We start from the raw sequence: 22,084 nt of genomic DNA, 5'->3' as shown, positions 1-22,084 counted from the left end.
GGGGTGACGAAATTTGCCCAAATCATAGAGGCGTGACTGGGGCCTGGGCCGCGAAGAGTGTGGATGAAGTGATTCATTCCGAGGCTGGACAGTCCCAGCATTCGGCTCTTTTTTGACGAGTTTTTGGAGAAGCGACCTTGCCCAGCGGCGTATCGCCCTCTACCTACCCAGTCTAACCCAAACCAAACGATTATGGCTCATACACTGCCCGCACTCCCCTACGACAAGACGGCGCTCGAACCGCACATTGACGCCACCACGATGGAGATCCATCACGGTCGCCATCACAACGCCTATGTGACGAACCTGAACAACGCCATCGCTGGCAAGGCCGATCTCGAGGCGCTTTCCATCGAAGACCTGTGCAAGAAGATCAGCAGCGTGCCTGCCGACATCCAGGCAGCCGTTCGCAACAATGGCGGTGGTCATTTCAACCATAGCCTGTTCTGGAACATCATGGGCCCGAACGCTGGTGGCGCCCCTTCGGGTGAGCTGGCCGAAGCCATCAACGCCGCTTTCGGCAGCTTCGATGCCTTCAAGGAAGCCTTCGCAAAGGCAGGTGCCACACGTTTCGGCTCCGGCTGGGCATGGCTGGTGGTGAAGGACGGCAAAGTGGCCGTGACCTCCACCCCGAACCAGGACAATCCCCTCATGGACGGCAGCGGCACCCCGATCCTGGGCTGCGACGTCTGGGAGCACGCCTACTACCTGAAGTATCAGAACAAGCGCCCTGACTACATCACCGCGTGGTGGAATGTGGTGAACTGGACGGCTGTCGCCGATCTCTTCGCCAAGGCCAAGTAAGCCTCGCCGGATAAAACTTTGAAGCGGGACCTTCGTGAGAAGGACCCGCTTTTTTGTGCCCAGGAAGAATAGAGGAACCGCAAAGAGCCACCGCACTTTTGATTGAAGCGGCGGTTTCAAACCGATACTGTTTCCTTATGCGTTTTGTTTTGCCCTTCCTGTTTGCTGCCACGCTCCATGCTGAGAACTGGCCGCAGTGGCGGGGGCCGCGCCTGGATGGCACGAGCCAGGACCGGGGATTCCCCATGGAACTGACGGAGAAGACGCTGGCCTGGAAGGCGGAACTGCCCGGGGAGGGCCATGCCTCGCCTATTGTGTGGGGTGACCATGTTTTCACCGTGGCCTCCCTGCCGGAGGAGCAGGCGCGGGTGCTGCTGTGCCTGGACCGCGCCACCGGCAAGGTGCAGTGGCAGAAGGAAGTGCTAAAAACGGGCCTGGAAGGCAAGCACCGGCTGAACAGTCATGCCTCCAGCACACCGGCCACGGATGGGGAAAAGGTATTCACCGCCTTTCTGGATCAGATGGAGGTGGTCGTCAGCGCGCATGATTTCAGTGGCAAGCAGGTGTGGCAGGTGCGGCCGGGCACATTTGCCAGCAAGCATGGCTTTTGCTCCAGCCCCATCCTGTTTGAGGACAAGGTGATCGTGAACTGCGACCACGATGGTCCGGGCTACATGGTGGCTTTTTCCCGCGCCGATGGGCGCGAGCTGTGGCGCATCCAGCGGCCCAACCAGACGCGCAGCTACTGCGTGCCGCTGATCCGCGAAATGGCTGGGCGCACCCAGATGGTGCTGACCGGGACCAAATGCGTGACCAGCTATGACCCGCGCGATGGCCGCCTGCTGTGGATGATGGACGGGCCGACGGAGCAGTTTGTGGCCTCGCCTGTCTTTGATGAAAAATCCGGGCTGCTGCTCCTCAGCGGCGGCTTTCCAGAGCATCACATCCTGGCCATCCGCCCGGATGGGGCGGGCGATGTGACAAACACCCACATCAAATGGCGCACGAACAAGGGCGTGTCCTACGTGCCCAGCCCCATCTGTGAGAAGGGCTGGCTGCTCATCGTCAGCGATTCAGGCATCGGCCACTGCTTCGATGCGAAGACGGGTGAGATCGTGTGGGAGGAGCGGATGAAGGAGCACCACGCCTCCCTGGTGAGTGCGGAAGGGCGTGTCTATTTCATCAATGACTTCGGCCTGATGCGCAGTGTGAAGCCCGGCAAAAAGTATGACCTGCTGGCAGAAAGCGAACTGGATGAAAAGGTGTATGCCTCACCCGCCATGAGCGAGGGACAGATCTTTGTCCGGGGCAGCAAGCACCTGTTCTGCATCGGCAAACGCACAGCCGCGACGGCGGCGCGGTGAGGATTACAAGCAGGCTTTGGCATCCGCCAGGAAGGTCTGCACATCCGCCTCGGTGGTGGCCCAGGAGCACATGAGGCGGGAGCCGCCGCCGATGAAGCTGTAAAAGATCCAGCCGCGTTCCTTCAGCCCGGTTTTGATGGATTCGGGAAGGCGGGCGAAGACGGCATTGGCATCCACGGGGTAGAGGATCTGCACCCCGGGCAGGTGGCCCAGGCCATCGGCCAATTGGCGGGCCAGATGATTGGCGCTGTTGGCGTGCTTGCGCCAAGTGTCATCGCTGAGGATGCGCAGCCACTGAGCGGAGATGAAGCGCATTTTGGAACAGAGCTGCCCGGCCTGCTTGCAGCGGTATTCGAAGTCGCGGGCGAGGTCGCGGTTAAAGAAGACCACGGCTTCCGTGACGGCCATGCCCAGTTTGGTGCCGCCACAGCAGAGCACATCCACACCGGCCTTCCAGGTGATGTCGGCAGGCTTGCAGCCCAGGGCGGCGAGGGCATTGAAAAAACGCGCACCGTCCATGTGCACATGCAGGCCATGCTGTTTGGCCACCTGGCAGAGGCCGGCGATTTCACCGGGGCGGTAGGTGCTGCCCAGCTCGGTGCTTTGGCTGAGGCTCAGGGCCCGGGGACGCGGGTAGTGCAGGTCTGTGCGATGGGTGATGAGGCGTTCGACGTCGGTAGGGTCCAGCTTGCCTAACGAACTTTTCGCCAACAACAGCTTGGAGCCGTTGGAAAAGAACTCGGGTGCGCCGCATTCATCGGTCTCCACGTGGGCCACATCGGTGCAGATCACGCTGTGGTAACTCTGGCACAGGCTGGCCAGGGAGAGGGAATTGGCTGAGGTGCCGTTGAAGACAAAGAAGACCTCGCAGTCCGTTTCGAAAAACTGGCGGAAGCTTTCGCAGGCTGCCGCCGTGATGGCATCGGCCCCGTAGCTGGGCTGGTAGCCTGCATTGGCCTCCGCCATGGCCTGCCAGGCCTCCGGGCAGATGCCGGAGGTATTGTCCGAGGCGAAGTGGTATTTGGCGGCGACCGTGCTCACAGGGATGGAGGGCAGGGGGCTTACTTGGCCACGTAGTCGAGCACGCAGACCTTATCGAGGATCGGCTTGAGCTGGGCGACAAAGCTCTGGTGGGAAGGATGCGGCAGGTAGGCTTCCAGGCCCGCTTTGTTGGCGAAGGTGACGAAGAAGCAGTGGGTGAAGCCGTCGTTGAGATTCTCCGGACTCACATTGGTGCCCCACTCGAAGCCTTCCACGGTATCGATCTTTTTGGCCAGTTCGATGAAGGCTTTTTCGATGGTTTGCACCTGCTCTGGTGTGGCGGTGTCCTTGAATTTGAAGAAAACGACGTGGCGGTAGGGGGATTCAGCGGCGGCGGAGGTCATGAGGAGAACGGTGGTGGCGAGGGTGAGGAGGAGGAGTTTCATGGCAGGAAAAAACGCAATATCCCGCTTTCATGATGCAGAAGATATCCGGTGTCGAGCCTGCATTCGCTCTGGCATGTGAAGTTCTACCGGGTATGTCTTGCGCCCCCCGCTATGCCCCCGCCGACTGCAGCCCTCCTTTCCGCCAATGAACTGGCCCTTTCCTATGGCAACCAACGCCTGCTGGAAGAGGTAACCCTAGCCGTGGCTGCCGGGGAAAAAGTGGGCCTGGTGGGTCGCAATGGCTGCGGCAAGACCAGCCTGCTGAAGATCCTGGCCGGGGTGGAGCGCCCTGATTCGGGCGAGCTCTCCATCCGCCGTGGCCTGCGCATGGGCTACCTGCCGCAGGAATTCGAACTGGACATGGACCGCACGGTTATGGAAAACATCCAGGCAGGTGCGGCCGATCTGACGAGCTGGCTGACCCGCTATGAGGAAGGGGACGGCAGCGAGGCGGAGCTCTCCGAAATGCTGCACCAGATCGAAGCCGCCGACGGTTGGAACCTGGATGCCCGCATCCGCGCCACGGCGACTGCCCTGGATGCCCCTGCGCTGGATGCCGTGGTGGCCCCGCTTTCCGGTGGCGAAAAACGCCGTGTGGCCCTGTGCCGGGCCCTGGTGGCCCAGCCGGACCTGCTACTGCTGGACGAACCGACCAACCATCTGGACGCCGACTCCATCCGCTGGCTGGAAGAGACGCTGCGGAGCTTCTCCGGGGCGGCGATCTTTGTCACCCATGACCGTTACTTTCTGGATGTCATCGCCACCCGCATCATTGAGCTGGCGGATGGCAAATGTTACTCCCACCCAGGCAACTACACGGCCTTTTTGGAAAGCAAGGCCGCGCGCCAGGCCATCGCCGAGCAGTCTGAACGCCGCCGTCAGCGCTTTCTCCGCACGGAACTGGAGTGGGTGCGTGCCGGGGTGAAAGCCCGTGGGACCAAGCAGCGCAGCCGTCTGGAGGCCTTCTACGCCATCGAAGGCCAGGAAGCCCCGCCGGAGGAGCGCGAAATGGACCTGCTGCTGCCACCGCCTGCTGACATGGGCGACATTGCCGTGAATCTGGAAAACGTCGGCGGCATGGTGGAGACGGATGCCGGTGAACGCTGGCTGTTTAAGAACCTGGACATCATCTTCCGTCCCGGCCAGTGCACGGGCATCGTGGGGCGCAATGGCGCGGGGAAGACCACGCTGCTGCGCATCTGCATGGGGCAGCGCCCGCCAGAAACTGGCAAGGCCACCGTGGGCAAAAAGGTGGTGTTTAACTACATTGACCAGACGCGCATGCAGCTCAGCGGCGATGGCACCATCCTTTCCGAAGTGGCGGATCAGGACGACGTGGTCTTTTTTGGCCAGCAGCGCCTCAGCGCCCGCGCCTACCTGCGCCGCTTCCTCTTCAGCGATGAGCGTACGAATGAGCGCGTGGACCGTCTGTCCGGGGGCGAACGCGCCCGCCTGATGCTGGCGAAGGTGCTGAAGCGCGGTGGCAACGTCATCGTGCTGGATGAGCCGACGAACGATCTGGACCTGCAGAGCCTGCGCATCCTGGAGGAGGCTCTGAGCAATTTCTCTGGCACATCCATCGTCGTCAGCCATGACCGCTACTTCCTGGACCGCGTGTGCGACCAGATCATCGCCTTTGAGGAATCCGGCGTGCATGTACAGGTGGGCAACTACAGCTACTACCTGGAGAAGCGCAAAGAGCGCGAGGCCCGCGACAAGCTGTGGACGGCCCCCGCCAAGGCTGAAAAAGCCAGCAGTGCTGCCGCCGCGAAAAGCCAGGCCAAGCCGCGAAAGCTGAGCTTCAAGGAGATCCGTGAACTGGAAGAGATCGAGGGGATCATCTTGGAGGCCGAAGGCAAAGTAGAGACCCTGGATGCCACGCTAAATGATCCGTCATTTTACGTCACCCGCTCCACCGAAGCGGAAGGACTCATCAAAGAACTCGAAGATGCCAAAACCCGCGTCGCCCGCCTGTATGCCCGCTGGGAAGAACTCGAAGCCGTGAAAGCCGCGAGTGAGGGAGTGTAGTATTGCAGCGAGCCACCTTGTCAAACAGGGTAAGGTGGCAGAAGTGAATATGCACCTTTGGAGTGTTAACTAGGTTCCCACCAGCCTCCGCAGCCCAGCAACGAAGACTTGAAAACTTTGGGAGAGATTAGCTTCCACGGCCATTTTGCCACTTATCGCCCTGGCCCGCCCCACCTTCCCAGGCACGTCTGTGAGCCGGTATAGTTCGTCTGCAGCATTGGTCATCCGGTCTGGGTCATGATATTTGCGGTGTGAAGCCTTCAGTTTACGGGCCGCTACCGGATATGCGGCCGCGACCGCATCCAAGTCTCCTAGAAACCATCCCTCCAGCTCCTGGCAGACGATTCTCACCAGTACCTGATTTACATCCCTGGCGGCTGCTAGACCGAGCAAACGTTGTTTATGAGCACGACAATCACCACCGTCGTTGTCACGCATGATGACAAAACGATCTTCCGGTATGTTCCAAGCGCGGAGTTTGCGAGGAATAGATGCTTCGAGGTCCGACTTGCCATTGTGATGCACGGCGATCCAGTGCTGGTTCTCCACCCAATCTGGAAAGATCTTGGGCAGAATTCCACGCAAGAGTTCGACCATGGATTGCTCCTCAAGGAGAAAAACGATGCGTCTCATGATCACAGCTTCTGGGAATCAAAAAATCCTTGGTTCCATATCCAGCCGGGCTTGTCTCCCTCCTTGACTAGGCGCTGGAGTAATTCTTTATCGGAGGCACGATGCACTGTGCTAGTACCGTCCTCCTTTTCCAACCAAAAGATACTCTCCAAAGGAACCGCGTTGAGGAAGTCTGGCGAGTGGCTGGATACAAAAACTTGTCCGCCTCTCTGAGCGTATGCTGCGAATTCCTCTGCTAGCACTGTCATCAAATCAGGGAAAAGTTGGTTTTCAGGTTCCTCCACACAGAGAATAGGGTGCGGCTTGCTATCCTCCAGCAGCACAAGATAAGAAAACATCTTGATGGTACCGTCAGATACATTGCTGTCGAGGAATGGATCCCTGAAGGCTCCATCGCGGTAACGCATCAACAGGCGTCCATCGTCTGTCGGTCGTACCTCAACATCAGCCACTCCAGGCACGCGTTCCCTCATTTTCGTGATGATTCGATCGAACGTTTCCCTTTCATTTTCATACAAATGCCGAGCAACAGAAGCCAAGTTGTCTCCTGAAGAAGAGAGATGAATGGAGGAGTCTTCATCCTTCACCCCACGTGTGGCAGTGATGTGAAAATCTGAGATATGCCAGTTCTCGATTAGGCGGCGAAATTCGCTCGCAGCTTTGAAACGTTCAAACTGGCCGAGCCCTTTTATAGCAAGGATGTCCGGCGAGTCGAGTTTCTGCTCTTCCCTGAGCAGTTTTTTCTCGGGTTCGTCAAACTCATTCTCGTTCGTGACCACCAGACCAGTACCGTTGGAGAAATCCAGGTACCGATATGGAGCACCATAACGTCCGCGCTTGTAGCGAAGAATTTCCCGCTTGATGTATGGACGAGCTCCAGTCTGATCGTAACCGATTTGGAGTTCATAAGTGACTAGTCGGTTGGTCCCCAAAATTTCAAGCCTAAACTGGATTTCGATCTCAATATGCTCATCGGCATGACCGCGTGACACCACCTCCTGAAATCCCAAACGACCGCCCTCCTGCTGCAATGCGATGCGGATGTTCGTTTCTAGCGCTTTTTTTAGAAAAGCAAAAACACGGAACAAAGTTGTTTTACCAGTGCCATTTTTGCCCACGAACACACAGAAACCGGGAAGATTCGTGAGATGGACGTCCTGTAACGCTTTAAAGTTCTGGATCCTTATGGTTTCAATTCTCATGGCATCACATGTTTATCGCTCAAATGTGTTTTGTCCGACATTTGTCAAGATTATCGACAGACTTTGGCCTTCAATTCATCATTAGGCTTAACTGCTGATGAAGTCCCAAAAAACGTTTCGGGCGGTCAAACAACGTTTTCTATGGCAGGTTCCAGGCTCCTGCATCTTCCGGGACTGAACTGCAGGTGGATTACTCTTTTCTGGCCGCAGGCTCATTGTTCCGGGGACTTATCTGTTCTTGGCATCCCGGATTCTTGAATCCGGGAGATCACCACTTCTTGGCTGCTGCGGAGGATGCTGTAGAAGATACCGGGCTGCACGGGGTCCCAGGCGAAGGCTTGGCCTGCGGCGGTGATGGGGATGGTATCGGTCCATTCGAGGACGGAACCGGCTTTGGGGAAGCGCAGGATGAAGAGCTGCCGGGCATCGTGGCCGGTGATGAAGAGGGTGCCATCGGAGGTGATGCTGCCGCCGGAGCTGCTGGAGTTGCCGAAGATCTCGACGATGCGCTTGGGGAAGATCCAGCCGCCGGTGCGCCGCCATTCGGGATCGAAGCGGACGAGTTCGGTCCAGGCGGGATCGCGGCCTGTGGCAGGCTGGCTTTTGGCATAATGGGCGAAGCAGGCGTACCAATGGCCGTCGTGCCAGGTGATCCAGGTGAGGGAGCCGGAGTCAATGCCCAGGCTATGAGTGCCCACATGGGTCATTGTTTTGGGATCAAAGATCTTGATGGAGCTCGTCATCGGCACGCTGGGGAAATTCGAGTGGGCGCACAGGAGCTTGCCCTCATGAATGATGCCGGAGTTCATGTGGATGAAGGGGCCGCCTTCCTGGTCCTTCCACTCGCCGACACGTTCCAGGGTGTCTTTGCGATACTTGCCCAGAGCGCGATTCGTGATGACGTAGATATGCTCATCATCGGCGGCGACACCCTGTTTGGCCTCGGGGGCTTTGAATCGTTTCAGTTCCTCATGCTTCCAGGTGCCGGTGGTGATGAGTGGCAGATCCTCCTTGGCTTTGTCTGCGGCAAACGCGGGGCTGAGAATGGCGAGGCAGAAGGCAAGGCAGAAGGCAAGGCAGAGACGTTTCATCACAGGGCGGTGGACTTCAGGCTGCGGCTGGTCTGGCGGCGGAAGCCGTGCAGGCGAAGGGAGCTGTCGGGCAGGATGTCCAGCAGGGTGTAGCCGCTGCTTTCGATGCCGGTGCCCTCGATCATGGCAACGAGGGTGCAGTAAGGGATGCCGTTGATTTCCTGGAGATCGTTCTTGTGGGAGTGGCCTTGGAAGACGGCGAGGACCTTCTTCGACTTCTCCAGGATGGTGCGCACTTCGGCGGCATTTTTTACGGCGTGGGCCTTGTCCAGGTCCAGCCGCTGATGGGCCAGGATGATGACGGGGCCGGGGGCGCGGGCGAGTTCATCCTTCAGCCAGGAGAGCTCCTGGGCGGGGATGTGGCAGTCCTGCCAGTGGGCGTTGTTGCGGCCATAGGCGGTGCCGTCTTCGCGGAAGCAGGCATCCAGCAGGATGAAACGGATGCCATTCTGCTCAAAGGAGCTGTAACCGGAAAGGGCGGCCCCGGTGTGGGCGGCGAATTCGGCCTTGGTGAGGGTGGCGACGCAGTGGTTGCCTAACACATAGTGTCGCGGCATGGTCAGGCGGGCGTAGTGCTGCTCCATGGTCTTCAGCCACTCCAGCTCCTGTTCCACGGTGGGGGCTTGATCAATGAAGTCGCCCAGCTCCACCACGGCGGCGGGTTTCTCCCGGTTCATGAAGGCGACGGCTTCATCCAGCTTGCCGAGGGCTTCGCGATAAAAGCGGGTCTTGGTGGCGGCCTTGTCGGCGTAATGGAGGTCGGTCATGAGGCCGATGCGCAGGAGCGGTTTGGCCTCGGGCTCGGCAGCGAGTAGAGTGCTGGAACCGAGACCGGCAAGGCAGAGGGACCCCTGCTGGAGGAAGGCGCGGCGGCTGGTCATGATCGGTTACTTAGCGGCGTGTTCGCGCAGGCGCCACCAGGCGGACTCCAGGGGGAAGAACTGGGAGAGGTAAGCCTTGTCGGGATTGTAGTGAGTGATCACTTTTTCAATCGCGGCACGCTGGGTCTCCACATAGGCGGAGTCCGGGCAGAGGGTGACGACCCAGGCGGCGAAGCAGGGCTCGCGCAGGTAGTCCTTTTCCAGCTTGAGCCGGGGGGAGCTTTTGCCCTGCACGCGCAGTCCCGCCTGTGCGACATCCACGGCATCCTTCTCGCTGAACTGGGGCTTCCACGCTTCATTCATGATACGCCAGTCGAGATTGAAAACCTCGGTGCCATTGACGTCGAATTTCTCGATGAGGGGCAGGCTTTGGGCGGAGAGTTCAGCACTGTGGCGCAGGCCCTCGGCATAGACGGCCTTGAGGGCGGGATCCTTCTCCATTTCCCAAAGGGCACGCAGGCAGATGACGCCTTCGCTGCCTGTCCAGGAGTGCCGTGCGCCCTGGCCGGGATCGAAGACCATGCCCTCGCGGCAGAAGTCAATGCGCGGGCGTTCTTTTTTGCCAACCTTTTCGTTAGCCGCAGCGAGGTAACGCTGGTGCCAGGATTCTTCACCCGTGAAGTGATGCATGGCCTTCATGACGAAAAGGAGGCGCGGCACGCCTTCCCAGGTGGGTTTGGTGAAGTCGCCACGGTAGGGGCAGGGCGGGCCGTCGGTAGGCATCTTCCAGCCGTTCTTGTCGAGGATGTTCATCTGCTCGATGAAGGCGGCAGTGAGCTTGGTTTTTTCCTCGGGAGTGGCGAGACCGTCGGTGAGGTAACGCCAGATGCCATAGTGCCAGGGGGTGCTCTGGTCATTGGAGCCGAGGGTGTAGGTGGTCTTGCCATCGGTGGCGATGCCACGGGCGATGAAGCCGGGCGTCTTACCCACGGTGGAGACGAGCAGGAGGCCCTCAATGAGGCGGCGGGCCTTGGCGCGGATGGCTTCGTCTTTCGTCAGCTTCCAGCGGGTGCAGAGGGCATCGAGGTAGAGGCCGTTGAACATGGGGCCGTCCTCATTGGGCACGCCCCAGCTCAGGGCGCTCGGTTTCATCTCGCGGCAGTCTTCCGGCGTGGGGCGGATGATTTTGCCATCGAGCCCGGTGTAGTCGAGCACGAGGTTGTACTCATCGACAAAGCGTTCCCAGATTTCATCATGGACCTTTTGCGCAGCCGCTTCTGGTGTGGCGGCTGGGGCGGAAAGGCAGAGGCTGGCCAGGAGGCTGGCGGCGAGCAGGACTGGGCGTGGGAACATGGCGAATAAAACAGGGCGAAACATACGCAGGGAATGCGCTGGTTCTATGTGAGGAACACGCGCCCCGTCGAGGATAAAACGAATCAGCACCCCCTGCGGAGTATCATCGCGCAAAACACATCCGGCCCACCACAGGGAGGCGTTTACGCCAGATCGAGGATGACTTTGCCAGCGCGGCCACCTTCCTGGGCACGCTGCATGGCGCGGCGGTGTTCGGCCATGGGGATGACCTCATCCACAGCGGTGACCAGCTCACCATGGAGGATCATTTTGACCAGTGGCTCCAGGACTTCATAAAGCTCAGCCGTGCTGGCCTTTTCAAACCAGCGTGTGATCCACAGTCCCTCTAGGCGAAGGTTTTTGAAGATCAAAAATTTGTTAGGCACCTTCAGACTGCGGCGACTCATGGCCCCGTAGGTGACGAGGGTGCCTTCTGGCGAAAGGAGGTCCATGAGGCGGATAGCGCTGTCGCCCCCCACGGCATTGGCGGCGAGCTTTAACTCCTGGCCTTGGAGAAGCTCTTTCGCGGCGGCAAACCCCTTTTCATCATCCAGAAAAACAGCGTCCGCCCCCAAGGCTTTCAATTCAGGAATGAGCTCCTCGCGGCGCACGAAACTCACGGTTTTGAGGCCGAGACTTTTGGCCACTTGAATCAGCGCGCGCCCGACACCGGAATTGCCCGCGTTTTGCAGCACCCACTCGCCTTCTTCGAGGGTGACATGCTTTTTCAGCAGATGCCAAGCCGTGACGGGATTGACGCGGAGCATGGAGGCCTGCACTCGATCAATGCCGGGCGGGAGCTTGGCGAAGAACTGCTCGTCTGCCGTCATGTGCTGGGCCCAACAGCCTGCGCCCAGAAGCGGGATGACAAGATCTCCCACCTCTAAAGACGTGACGTCCGGGCCGATGGCGATGACTTCGCCACAGCCTTCATGGCCAGGGATGGCGGGAGGATGGGCAGGACGACCATAGTTGCCTTCGATGAAGTTGAGATCGGCGGGATTGATGGGCGCGTAGCGCATGTGCACGCGGATCTCATGACCCGTGAGCGGCAGGAGCGGGCGCTCGACGACTTCAAGGACTTCGGCGGGATTGCCAGTGGTGGGGAAGGACAGGCAGAATGACATGAGACTTGATGGCACAGAATGGAGGCAATGCCAAGATGGAGTGCGGATGCTCCTTCACTCTCTCTAAGGCGTGGCCTTCAGCGCCCACTCGAGGAAACGGTAGAGGTGCTCGTTGGATTCGGGGGTGGGGGAGTGGTCGGGCCGGTTGGTCATGGCGATGCGGTTTTTATGGCCTAACAAAGTATTCAACTGAATGAGGTGGTTCAGCGGCACCCAGCGTTTGGGCGGGTCCTCGGCGCCACCGGAGACCAGGAAGGGACGCGGGGCCATGAGGGCCTGGAATTCGACGAGGTCGTGGCCTTTCTCGATCAGTGTTTTGTAAGCGCCGGTGCGCGGGCTGTCGGGGCGGATGAGGCCGGTCTTGCGGGTGAGGGCGGGATCCAGCCCCAGGTACCAGGGTTCCTGGTAGTTGATGCTCTGGCGGGTTTCATCAAAAACGATGCCGGGATCTGACCACACGCCGCAGGCATACTTGTCCCAGAGGCAGGCACCAAACATGGCCCACTTGCCGCCATAGGAGTGGCCCATGATGCCGATGCGTTTGGCATCCACTTCTGGCCTTTGCGAAAGGGCGGTCCAGGCATTGGCAGAGACGTAGCCCAGGTAGCTCAGCGGCTGGCATTGGGCCCCGGCAGTGAGCACGGGCTTGCGGGCATCGCCACCAGGAGAGCCAATGGAGAGGGTGACGAATCCGCGCCGAGTGAGTTGGTAGGCAAAGTCACGCAGAGGCTTGTCTGAATAGCCGATGCTGGTCTCTGGATCATAAAAGGGCACAAAGACGGCGGGGAAGGGGCCGGGGCCATCGGGGATGAGGAGGTAACCTTCACCCGTCTGTTGCGGGGCGATCTGCAAGCGGATGCGGTGCTGAGTAAAGTTGTCGCGGTGCTGGGTCTCCAGGATGTCGAGCTGCGGCTTTTCGACGAGGGGCGGCCATTCGCCCATGAGGCCGTGCCAGGTGGTGAGAATCTCCTGGCGGCGCTGGGCCCAGTCGGCGGCGGTTTTCACCTCACGCCCGTCTTTAAACTTCAGCGGGCTGGCGTAGTCACCATAGACAGCGGCGAACTCAGCCGGGGGCCGGAAGCTGGGGGCGATGGATTCCCACAGGGGATCGGCGGCATGGCCAACGGTGGCAATGAAAAGGGCGAAGAGACTGGCGCGAGTCATGCAGACTCATACGCATCCCTTCGCCCAAATTCTGGTCAGATTGGAATCTGTTTAAATACGGATCATGCCTCCAGCAGCTTGGAGCTGAGGCGGTCCACCATGGCGCGGAAGTCATGGGTTTCGCTCATGCGCTGGGTGATGACCTTGCAGGCATGGATGACGGTGCCGTGGTCGCGACCGCCGAATTCTTCGCCGATCTGGATGAGCGGAAGCTTCACCATGTGACGGGTGAGGTACATGGCCACCTGGCGGGCCTCGGCGATGTTCTTCGGGCGGCGGGGGCCGGTGAGGTCGCTCACACGGAGATCATACTGATTGGCCACAGCGCGCTGCACGCGGTCCACGGTGACGGACTTGGTGGGCTCCTCATCAATGACGTCGTGCAAGAAGGCAGCGAGGGCGGCCTCGTTCTGCATCACGCCTTCCAGGGAGAAGTGGGCGGCGACGCGCATGAGGGCACCTTCCAGCTTGCGGACGTTGGTGCGCACTCGCTGGGCGATGAACTCGAGGATCCAGGGATCGAGCTGGACATTGAAGTCGCTCATCTTGCGGCGCAGGATGGCCACGCGGGTTTCGAAGTCCGGCGTCTGGATCTGGGTGGTGAGGCCCCACTCGAAGCGGGAGACGAGGCGGCTTTCCAGGTTCTTGATGTCGCTCGGCGGACGGTCGCTGGCGAGGACGATCTGCTTGGCGTTGTTGAAGAGCTCGTTGAAGGTGTGGAAGAATTCTTCCTGGGTGCTGTCCTTGCCTTCAAAGAAGTGCACATCATCAATGAGCAGCACGTCCACCTTGCGGTACTTTTGGCGGAACTGGGTGAAGCTCTGCTTCTTGATGGCCTCGACGAATTCGTTGGTGAACTGCTCGGAGGTCACATAGCGGACGATGGCCTTCTTTTTGCGCATCAGCACTTCCTGGCCGATGGCCTGCATGAGGTGGGTTTTGCCCAGCCCGGTGGCACCGTAGAAGAAGAGGGGATTGTAAATGCGGCCCGGCTTTTCCGCGACGGCGCGTGCGACGGCGGCGGAGTAGCTGCAGTTGGAGCCGACGACGAAGTTGTCGAAATTGAACTTCAAGTTGAGGCCAGCTTCGGCAAAGGAGCGGGTGCTGCCTACCTCGGCGGTGACATGGGGGCTAGCCAGGGGGCGGTCGGTATCGCTGCGGGTGCTGACACGGGCGGCCTTCAGTTCGGGCTTGGCCGTGGCAGGGAAGACCGGCTGCAGTTCATTGGCAATGCTGTACTCAATGCGGGCAGCGGTGCCCAGCACTTCAGCGGCAGCATCGGCCAAGATGCCGGCGAAGTTGCTTTCGATCCAGAGCTGATGGATCGGGTTCGGCACATTGACGATGAAACGATGGCCATCGGCGATGCGGGCAGTGGTGCCGGAGAAGCAACGCTGGAAGTTGTCGTGGCCGAGCTTCTTCAGAAGGATGCCGCAGATCTGGTCCCAAGCGGTAGGCTCGAGATGAAACAGATCGTGTCCTTCGGTGCTGTCGTTGGAAATGGAGAGGGGGGGTTGGGATGTTTCTTCATGATCGGTCTCCATAAGTGATTTGGCTGCGGGTCGGGAAGGTGCGGGAAGGGACAAAGGCGGCGCTGATTCGGAGGGGAATGCAGCGCCGCAATTTTGTTTTTAAAATCTACCCCTGTGTATGTCGAAACTGACACGGTTCACAAGCAAATCTTGAGCTAATTTTTAAAGTTTTTGGATTCCTGACAGGCTGTCATCAAAAAATATCATGCCCACAGCTTAAGCATCTCTGTACAACTGGTGAATAAGCTGTGAACAGGGTGTGAGAAGCTGTGTGCAACTGACTCTTGGCATGGTTCATGAAACGCTCCTTGGCATTGGCCTGAGTTTGCAGCAGGGATAAGGCCATCACGCAATGACGGACCCCACGCACACCCTTTGGCTTCAGACCTTTTTGGTCATGATGCTGCTGGGGGCAGGGCTGATGCTGCACCTGAAGTGGCATCCCTTGCGGGAGGAGTTTTCAGAAGCGTGGGACATGCTGCAGTCGCTGCGCTGGCTGGTGCCGATGATGGCGGCGTTGCAATTGCTCTCCGGCACGGCCGTGCCCTGGGGCATCGCGCTGATGAATGGCGGTGAAGCAGGTGCTGTAACGGCGTGGTCGCAGATGCTGGCGCGGGTGCCTGTGGCGGCGCAGGAGGTGGCGGCCTTGACGCATGGATTCTTTCCCCCTTGGCCAGCGGCGCTGGCGGTGCCGTTTTTGCTGACGCTGCTGATGTGGCGCGTGAAGAAGTTTCCATATCGTTATGATTCGCGGCGGAAGCGGCCTGCGGTGTTTCGCGCGCTCATTGTGGCGGCGCTGGTGGCCTGGGTGTGGCTAGGGCTGGAGGTGGCCACGGTGATGAGGCCCATGCCGGAGTGGCTAGAGACGTTGCGACTGACCTGCCGCTGGGTGGCGGAGGCCTGCATGATGGCGGGTCTGCAAATTTACATGATCCGTCTGGTGATCGGCTGGGAGGAACCGACGGAGCCTGAGGATGAAAAGGACCTGTGGCTGGCGCTGGAGCACACGCTGGCGCGCTGGCAGGGCGGGGCTGTGCTGGCTGCGCTGGATCTGCTGTGGCTGCTGGCCTGGCGCACGCTGGGCGAAACAGGGCCTGCCTGGCCCGTGTGGGTGGTGGTGGAGGCCTCGCTGCTCTTTGCCGCCGTGCCGGTGGTGGCCGCGCGGCTGCGTGCGCCGCTGAGTGTGATGGTGGAGGCGACAGCCCAGGTGTGTGTGAAAACGCTGCTGCCTCTTTTGGGCTATGCCATCACGGCCACGGCGGTGCTGATGCTGGTGCATTTTTCTCTGCACGGGCTGCTGCCGCTGCTGCCAGAGGGGCCGCTTTGGCCGGGGCTGATTCGCATCTTGTCTGCTTTGGTGCTTGCCACCGTGCGCAGTTGGCTATTTCTAGCCTTTGTGCTCACTCTTCTTCGTCATGGTTTAAAAGCTGCCTCCCTGCAGGGGCAGGCGAATTGATGCGTCATGACTGATCCCCACCTTTCCTCAGCCGAGATCGCGAAGCGGGCGAAGTCCAATCTCGCCCTGGCGCTGGGCTGCCTGCCGGAAGAGCGGCGGCGCGACATGATCTCCTTCTATGCCTTCTGCCGCGTGGTGGATGACATCGCAGACAGCACCACGCTGAGCGAAGAGGAAAAGGAAAAGGAGCTGGCCCACTGGCGGCGCTGTGTGAGCGAGGGCGAGGCCCCTGGCCACCCGGTGCTGGATGAAGTGGTGCCGCTGGCGCGCAAGTATGGCTTTCCCCGTGCCTGGATGGCGGAGATCGTGGATGGTGTGGCCAGCGACATCGTGCATGTGCGCTATGAGACCTATGAGGAGCTGCTGGGCTATTGCTACAAGGTGGCCTCAGTGGTGGGTCTGGTGAGTGCAGAAATCTTTGGTGCCACGCAGCCACAGTCCCGAGAATACGCGGTGCGACTGGGCTATGCGCTGCAGCTCACCAACATCATCCGCGATGTGGGTCAGGATGCGCGCGAGACGGGCCGCATCTACCTGCCGCTGGAGGATCTGAAGCGCTTTGGCGTGACCGAGGCCGAGATCATGGAGGGGCGGCACAACCAGCGCTTCGTCCAGCTCATGGACTTTCAGTATCAGCGGGCGCGGGCAATGTATGATGACGCGGCCCGGCTGCTGCCTGCGGCGGACCGGGATGCGCTGCTGCCTGCGCGCATGATGGGCCAGGTGTACTTTGAAATTTTGGAAAAGCTGCATCGCGAGCGGTACCCGGTTTTTGAAAAACGCTGCCGCCTGCACCCGCTGCGCAAGGTGTGGATCCTGCTGAGCTACACGGCGCGATCCTGGCTGGCACGTGCGCGGCGAAAAGGGGCGTGATGATCTGAACAATTCCGAGGGGCCTGCCGTCAGAGGGGAAGAAGGGCGCTGCTGGCCCCGACGGGGGCTGTCATGGCCAGACCGTGGGGGCCAAAGAAACCCCTTGATGAAAATTAAATTTAAGAAACCTTAACGATATGAATACATGCCCCCTCCCTGAGCACGGAAAAGGCTCGCTCTGGCGAGTGCTGGCGCTGTCCTGCGTGGCGGCGTCGGCTTATGCCCAGCAGCCTTCCGGTTACAGTTATCCCCCGCCTCCTGGGTATGGCGCGCAGCCGCAGTATTCAGCCCCGCAGTACCCTGCCCAGGCTCCGGCCTATCCGCAGCAGGGCTATGCCCAGTCAGGCTATTCGCAGCCCTCCTACCCCCCGCAGGGCTATGCCCAGCCGCAGACGGAATATGTGAGCCCGGTGCAGTTTCTGCCGACGTTTGGCCGCAAGTTTGGCGACATGTTCCGCCGCGTGTTTTATGGCGATGGAACGCCTGACAACTACCAGGCCCCGCAGGGGTATCCGCCATCTGGAGGTTACCCGCAGCAGGGAGGCCGCAGCCTGGACAATGCACCACCGTCTTATCAAAGCCAGTATGGCCAGCCGCAGCCCGGCTACGCCACGCCGCCGCCGCGTTACCAGGAGCAGCCTCGCTACCAGCAGCCGCCAGCCCCCCAGCCGGGTGTGCCGCAGTACCAGACCCCGCCTGCACCGCAGCGCCAGGCCACCCAGCCCGCCCCACAGGCCGGCAGCCGCATGGGCAGCACCCCGCCGCCACGCACCTCGCTGAAGTCGAAGTCCGCCCAGACACCGGCCAAGAAGTACACGCCGCCGACGATGAGCCGGAAGCCAAAGCCTGCCGTGGAAGAGATGCCCCCGCCAGTGGTGGAGAAAAAGACCAGCCCAGGCGCGGCGGAGAAAGAATACTACCCACTGCCAGGGGCCAAGCCCAAGTCCGAGACCGCCCAGTCCACCCCGCCCAGCAAGACCACCTCCGACAAAGCCCCGGTGGGCGCGGGCAACAGCGGCTCCTTCCTCAAAGGCAAGCGCGCCAGCAAGCCGGGCCGTGTCATCAGTCCCTATGCGCCTTATCAGGAGCTGGATGTGACGGGCCTGAGCAGCGGCTCCCTGGCGCTGGACCCGACCACACAAAAGGTCTTTGAGATTCCGTAGGCGCATCGGCCAGATTTCCCCGCCCCACTTCACGGATTGGGCGGGTGTCACTTCAAGGGTGTCTTCGATGAAGACACCCTTTTTTGATGCGCTTTTTGTTAGGTCGGGCGCAGGTTTTTTTTCAACCACGAAAGATTCGGAAGACACGGAAGGGGGGCGATGATGGGGCAGACCCCCAAGGAGCGGGACTTGCCAAGTCCCGTGGTTTGGGGGGCGATGGGGCGGACGCTGCTTGAGGGAGTGGGCAGGAAGTGTGGCAACCGGCGAACGACGGTTTTAGACGGAGCGCACGCGTCTCGCGTGCTGTCTTTGGCGTCCCGCCGAAGACCGTGAACTGAGGTGGCTGCTGCGGGGTGCGAGGCATGGGCTGCGGGGTGGGAGAACGGTTTCCCGCGAGGACGCAGGAAACGGCAGGCGGGACGCCCGCGCTCCATAGCGAACGGAGGCGTGAGACCTTTTCGAAAGCGCCAGAGGACTGGCGCAGTCCAGGACGCTTCGCGGCGGCAATGTAGCTGCGCTGGCATGGGATTGAGATGGAGCGCACGCGTCTCGCGTGCTGTGTTCGGCGTCCCGCCGAAGACCGTGAACCGAGGTGGCTGCTGCGGGGTGCGAGGCATGGGCTGCGGGGTGGGAGAACGGTTTCCCGCGAGGACGCAGGAAACGGCAGGCGGGACGCCCGCGCTCCATGGCGAACGGAGGCGTGAGACCTTTTCGAAAGCGCCAGAGGACTGGCGCAGTCCAGGACGCTTCGCGGCGGCAATGTAGCTGCGCTGGCATGGGATTGAGATGGAGCGCACGCGTCTCGCGTGCTGTGTTCGGCGTCCCGCCGAAGACCGTTAACTGAGGTGGCTGCTGCGGGGTGCGAGGCATGGGCTGCGGGGTGGGAGAACGGTTTCCCGCGAGGACGCAGGAAACGGCAGGCGGGACGCCCGCGCTCCATGGCGAACGGAGGCCGAGAGACAATTCGAAAGCGCCAGAGGACTGGCGCAGTCCTGGACGCTCCGCGCGGCTTGACTCCCTTGACCCTTGACCCTTGACCCTTGACCCCTTTCCCGTCCCCCTTGACGGCCTGGGTGGGGTGCCTATGCTGGAGGGAAACATGGATCAAACGGGGTCGCACAATACTGGCAGGGGGGCGCAGCGTGGGCTGGCGCTGGGGGCTGGGCTGGGGGTGACTTTGGCGGGTGCGGCAGGCTGGATCATGGTGGGGACGGGGGAGCGGTCGCTGCTGTTTTGGCTCTGCGTCGCAGCGTTGCTGGGCGGTTTGCTGTGGGCGGCACTGGCGGCTTTTTTGCCGGAGGGGCGGCTGCTGCGGGCGCAGCGATGGGTGACGGGCAATGGGCTGGTGTTTGTGCTGATGCTGGGCGTAGTGGAGGGCGGATGCCGCCTAGCGGGGGTGAATTTCAACAATCTGACGGGCCAGACGGATGATCCTCGGGCGCATTACCCCCTGTGCCTGCGCATGCCGGACCGGCCCGTGGGGGAGATCTTTTTCACGCGGGCGGGGCCGCTGACGTGGACGGGGCGACCCTTGGCGACGTTTTTGAAGATCAATCACGGCACGGATGCGGCCTATGAGGAGGAGGCGGAGATCACGACGCGGTATGATGCGGACGGCTTTCGCAATCCGGAAGGTCTGAAGGATTGGCAGGCGGTGGTGGTGGGAGATTCCTTCACGGAGTGCGGGGCGCTGCCGGAGGAGCAGATGTTCACCACCGTGGCGGCGCAGCGCAGCGGGGTGGTGGTGCGGAATCTGGGCGTGTGCAATACGGGCACGCTGGCGCATGGGGAGTACCTGCGGCGGTTTGGTAAAGGGCCGTCCACGCGGCAGGCGGTGCTGGCCTTTTACGATGGCAATGACATCCTGGATACGGCGGAGGAGCAGGCGGATCTGGAGCGGCACCGACGCACGGGCTGGCGACCGCTGCGGGAGCCGCAGCCGCAGATTTCGCTGGTGAAGGCGGGCTATCAGGTGGCGCGGCATCTGCTGATGCGCCCCCAGGCGGTGAGTTACCAGAATGCCTGGCTGACGGCGGGTGAAAAGGAGACGCCGCTGATGATGCGGGCCCCGCCCATGCCGCTGGACCCGGAGACGGCGACGCGGGAGCAGATGGCGGTGATGGAGGGGGCCATCCGCCAGTTTGCCGAGGCCTGCCGGGAGCTGAAGCTGGAGCCTGCGCTGCTCTATATTCCGGCAAACAACCGCACGTACCACGGTCTGGTGCGGTATCGGCCTGAGGCGGATGCGACGACGCGGGCCTGGGTGCCGGGGACACTGCCGCAGCACCTGCGGGAGTTTTGCGCGGGGCAGGGGATGGCCTTCATCGATGCCTGCCCGGTGCTGAGGGGGGCTGCGGAAAAGGGGACACCAGTGTATAATCTCATTCTCGATACTCACCTGAATGCGGAAGGGGCGCGTTTGATCGGTGAACTGCTTGCAAAACATTTTGAAAATGCGAAAACAGGCAGACTGGAGATGACGACCCGACCATGAGCTTGATGCCCAAAATCGTGCGCGGATCCGCGATGCACGTGATTGAGCAGGTTGTCCGGCTCGGCTGTGGATTGTGGGTCACGCCCCTGATGGTCTACCATCTGGGGGAAAATGGCTTTGGCCTGTGGGGCATCCTGGTGGGGATTTTTTCGCAGTTCCTGCTACTAGACTTGGGGCTGTCCACCTCGATGCCGCGCTTTTTGGCCCGGTCCATCGGCAATGGGGATGTGGAGGACCTGCGGCACACGGCCAGCACGGGGACGGTGGGGATGCTGATCATCGGCTTCATCGCGCAGGTGGCCGGGGCCATCACGTGGGTGGCGCTGCCGTGGTTCCTTTCGGACGTGCATGATCTTGCGGAGGCGCGATCGGTGGTGATGGCGCTGACGCTCAGCTCGCTGGCGTTTTGGTTGGTGCGGCCCATCCTGGTGCATTTGCAGAGCCAGCTCCGGCGGGACCTCATCGCGGTGGCGGCCATCCTGCGGGTACTGGTGTGCACGGCGCTGGTGGCCTGGGCGCTGCGCAGCGGGCGGGGGCTGGTGACAGTGGCGTGGATCCATGCCTTTGGCGGGCTGGGGGAGCTGGTGCTGATGGCGCTGATGGACCGCTCGTTTTTCCCACTGGTGCGCTGGCACTGGGCGCGGCGGGGGAAGGCGCGGGAGCTGCTGATCTTTTCCCGCTGGAGCTACCTGCTGACGACGAGCGAGCGCATCAATTTCAGCGGCACGGACATTTTCATTTTGGCGGCGGTGATCAGCAGCGCGGCCTCGGGCATCTACTCGCTGGGGCAGAAGTTTGCGATCATGTTTTATGATGTGGCCTATGCCATTGTGGGGGCGCAGTTGCTTTCCACCTTCAGTCAATTGGACGGGGCGGGGAATCGCAGCGGGCTGGAGCGGGGGTTCATTGCGGCCTCGCGCATCTCGGTGCAGGTGGCGGTGATCGGGGGCGGCATCCTTTGGGCAGTGGGGCCGGCCTTTTTGAAACGCTGGGTGCCGCAGCAGGCGGCGGCGGCTACTCCGGTGCTGCTGGCGCTCATCCTGCCACATGTGCTGGGGGCGGCGCAGATCCCGGCGCGGCACTTGCTCATCAGCATGGCGCGGCATCGGCCGCTGGCATTGACGTTTCTGGTGGGTATCTCGCTGAACATTGGGCTGACCGTTCTGCTGGTGCGGCTTTATGGCATCGTGGGTGCGGCGGTGGCCAGCCTGGTGGTGATGAGCCTGGTGTATGCAGTGGCCATGCCGTGGCTGGTGGTGCGGCAGGTGGGGCTGCCCTGGCGCACGGTGGCGTGGGAGTGCCTGTGGCTGCCGCTGGGGCGCAGCACGCTGCTGCTGGTACCGGCCTTTGTGCTGGTGCGGCGGTGGCTGGAGGTGCCGACTTATGGGCACATCATGCTGGGCATCGCTGCGCTGTCGGCGGTGTTCTTTGCGCTGCTGGCGCTGGGGCTGCTGGGGCGGGAGGAGCGCACGTGGTTCCACCTGGGGCTGCGGCTTCTTTTCAAAAGGAACAAAGCCGCCGCAAGACCGCCGATGGCCTCGCCGTAGGTTAG

The 22,084-nt window shown here is 61.2% G+C and carries 18 protein-coding genes; 8 read left to right on the top strand and 10 right to left on the bottom strand.

What is annotated here, in order from left to right:
• Positions 1-192: 192 nt before the first annotated feature.
• Both ABEB25_RS16210 and ABEB25_RS16205 read left to right on the top strand, forming a co-directional pair.
• The gene (locus ABEB25_RS16210) at positions 193-804 is read left to right on the top strand and encodes a superoxide dismutase (protein WP_345737466.1); all 612 of its coding nucleotides are present in this window, start codon (positions 193-195) and stop codon (positions 802-804) included.
• 137 nt (positions 805-941) lie between these two features.
• The gene (locus ABEB25_RS16205) at positions 942-2,168 is read left to right on the top strand and encodes a PQQ-like beta-propeller repeat protein (RefSeq protein ID WP_345737465.1); all 1,227 of its coding nucleotides are present in this window, start codon (positions 942-944) and stop codon (positions 2,166-2,168) included.
• 3 nt (positions 2,169-2,171) lie between these two features.
• Here the strand turns inward: ABEB25_RS16205 and ABEB25_RS16200 are convergent, their stop codons facing one another.
• Together ABEB25_RS16200 and ABEB25_RS16195 are read right to left on the bottom strand one after the other, a co-directional pair.
• Positions 2,172-3,209: a threonine aldolase family protein gene (locus ABEB25_RS16200; RefSeq protein WP_345737464.1), complete on the bottom strand. Its 1,038-nt coding sequence runs from the start codon at positions 3,207-3,209 to the stop codon at positions 2,172-2,174.
• 20 nt (positions 3,210-3,229) lie between these two features.
• On the bottom strand, positions 3,230-3,595 hold the full coding sequence (locus ABEB25_RS16195; RefSeq protein ID WP_345737463.1) for a Dabb family protein: 366 nt from the start codon (positions 3,593-3,595) through the stop codon (positions 3,230-3,232).
• Positions 3,596-3,706: 111 nt separating this feature from the next.
• Here ABEB25_RS16195 and ABEB25_RS16190 point away from each other — a divergent pair, with 111 nt between their 5' ends.
• On the top strand, positions 3,707-5,623 hold the full coding sequence (locus tag ABEB25_RS16190; RefSeq protein ID WP_345737462.1) for an ABC-F family ATP-binding cassette domain-containing protein: 1,917 nt from the start codon (positions 3,707-3,709) through the stop codon (positions 5,621-5,623).
• A 69-nt stretch (positions 5,624-5,692) separates the two neighbouring features.
• On the opposite strand, the gene ABEB25_RS16185 is transcribed toward ABEB25_RS16190, so the two are convergent.
• From ABEB25_RS16185 to dnaA, 8 genes are all read right to left on the bottom strand, one after another.
• Positions 5,693-6,256 carry a DUF4276 family protein gene (locus tag ABEB25_RS16185; RefSeq protein ID WP_345737461.1) on the bottom strand — a complete coding sequence of 188 codons (564 nt, stop codon included), beginning with the start codon at positions 6,254-6,256 and terminating at the stop codon, positions 5,693-5,695.
• 2 nt (positions 6,257-6,258) lie between these two features.
• Positions 6,259-7,458 carry an AAA family ATPase gene (locus tag ABEB25_RS16180; RefSeq protein WP_345737460.1) on the bottom strand — a complete coding sequence of 400 codons (1,200 nt, stop codon included), beginning with the start codon at positions 7,456-7,458 and terminating at the stop codon, positions 6,259-6,261.
• A 212-nt stretch (positions 7,459-7,670) separates the two neighbouring features.
• Positions 7,671-8,549, bottom strand: a complete 879-nt coding sequence (locus ABEB25_RS16175; protein ID WP_345737459.1) for a hypothetical protein — start codon at positions 8,547-8,549, stop codon at positions 7,671-7,673.
• On the bottom strand, positions 8,549-9,430 hold the full coding sequence (locus tag ABEB25_RS16170; RefSeq protein WP_345737458.1) for a metallophosphoesterase: 882 nt from the start codon (positions 9,428-9,430) through the stop codon (positions 8,549-8,551). Before ABEB25_RS16170 ends, ABEB25_RS16175 begins: the two co-directional genes overlap by 1 nt.
• A 6-nt stretch (positions 9,431-9,436) precedes the next feature.
• Positions 9,437-10,723 carry a hypothetical protein gene (locus ABEB25_RS16165; protein ID WP_345737457.1) on the bottom strand — a complete coding sequence of 429 codons (1,287 nt, stop codon included), beginning with the start codon at positions 10,721-10,723 and terminating at the stop codon, positions 9,437-9,439.
• 143 nt (positions 10,724-10,866) lie between these two features.
• Positions 10,867-11,850 carry an MDR family NADPH-dependent oxidoreductase gene (locus ABEB25_RS16160; RefSeq protein WP_345737456.1) on the bottom strand — a complete coding sequence of 328 codons (984 nt, stop codon included), beginning with the start codon at positions 11,848-11,850 and terminating at the stop codon, positions 10,867-10,869.
• Positions 11,851-11,913: 63 nt separating this feature from the next.
• Entirely contained in the window at positions 11,914-13,014 is a 1,101-nt protein-coding gene (locus ABEB25_RS16155; RefSeq protein ID WP_345737455.1) for an alpha/beta hydrolase family protein, read from the bottom strand.
• Between the two features lie 62 nt (positions 13,015-13,076).
• Positions 13,077-14,558 carry a chromosomal replication initiator protein DnaA gene (dnaA, locus tag ABEB25_RS16150; RefSeq protein ID WP_345737454.1) on the bottom strand — a complete coding sequence of 494 codons (1,482 nt, stop codon included), beginning with the start codon at positions 14,556-14,558 and terminating at the stop codon, positions 13,077-13,079.
• A 340-nt stretch (positions 14,559-14,898) separates the two neighbouring features.
• On the opposite strand from dnaA, the gene ABEB25_RS16145 reads away from it, so the two are divergent.
• From ABEB25_RS16145 to ABEB25_RS16125, 5 genes are all read left to right on the top strand, one after another.
• On the top strand, positions 14,899-16,002 hold the full coding sequence (locus ABEB25_RS16145; protein ID WP_345737453.1) for a hypothetical protein: 1,104 nt from the start codon (positions 14,899-14,901) through the stop codon (positions 16,000-16,002).
• 6 nt (positions 16,003-16,008) lie between these two features.
• Positions 16,009-16,875, top strand: coding sequence for a presqualene diphosphate synthase HpnD (gene hpnD / locus ABEB25_RS16140; protein ID WP_345737452.1), 867 nt, complete (start codon positions 16,009-16,011; stop codon positions 16,873-16,875).
• A gap of 137 nt (positions 16,876-17,012) precedes the next feature.
• Complete coding sequence (locus tag ABEB25_RS16135; RefSeq protein ID WP_345737451.1) at positions 17,013-18,038, top strand: chromosomal replication initiator protein DnaA; 1,026 nt, start codon at positions 17,013-17,015, stop codon at positions 18,036-18,038.
• 1,033 nt (positions 18,039-19,071) lie between these two features.
• Positions 19,072-20,532: an alginate O-acetyltransferase AlgX-related protein gene (locus ABEB25_RS16130; RefSeq protein WP_345737450.1), complete on the top strand. Its 1,461-nt coding sequence runs from the start codon at positions 19,072-19,074 to the stop codon at positions 20,530-20,532.
• Positions 20,529-22,079, top strand: coding sequence for a lipopolysaccharide biosynthesis protein (locus ABEB25_RS16125; protein ID WP_345737449.1), 1,551 nt, complete (start codon positions 20,529-20,531; stop codon positions 22,077-22,079). Before ABEB25_RS16130 ends, ABEB25_RS16125 begins: the two co-directional genes overlap by 4 nt.
• The last annotated feature ends 5 nt before the right edge of the window (positions 22,080-22,084 follow it).

Origin of the sequence: Prosthecobacter algae, assembly GCF_039542385.1 — a bacterium.
Taxonomy (GTDB): Bacteria; Verrucomicrobiota; Verrucomicrobiia; order Verrucomicrobiales; family Verrucomicrobiaceae; genus Prosthecobacter; species Prosthecobacter algae.
The sequence above is the reverse complement of the archived record's forward strand: the minus strand, read 5'-3'. Positions and strand labels throughout refer to the sequence as shown.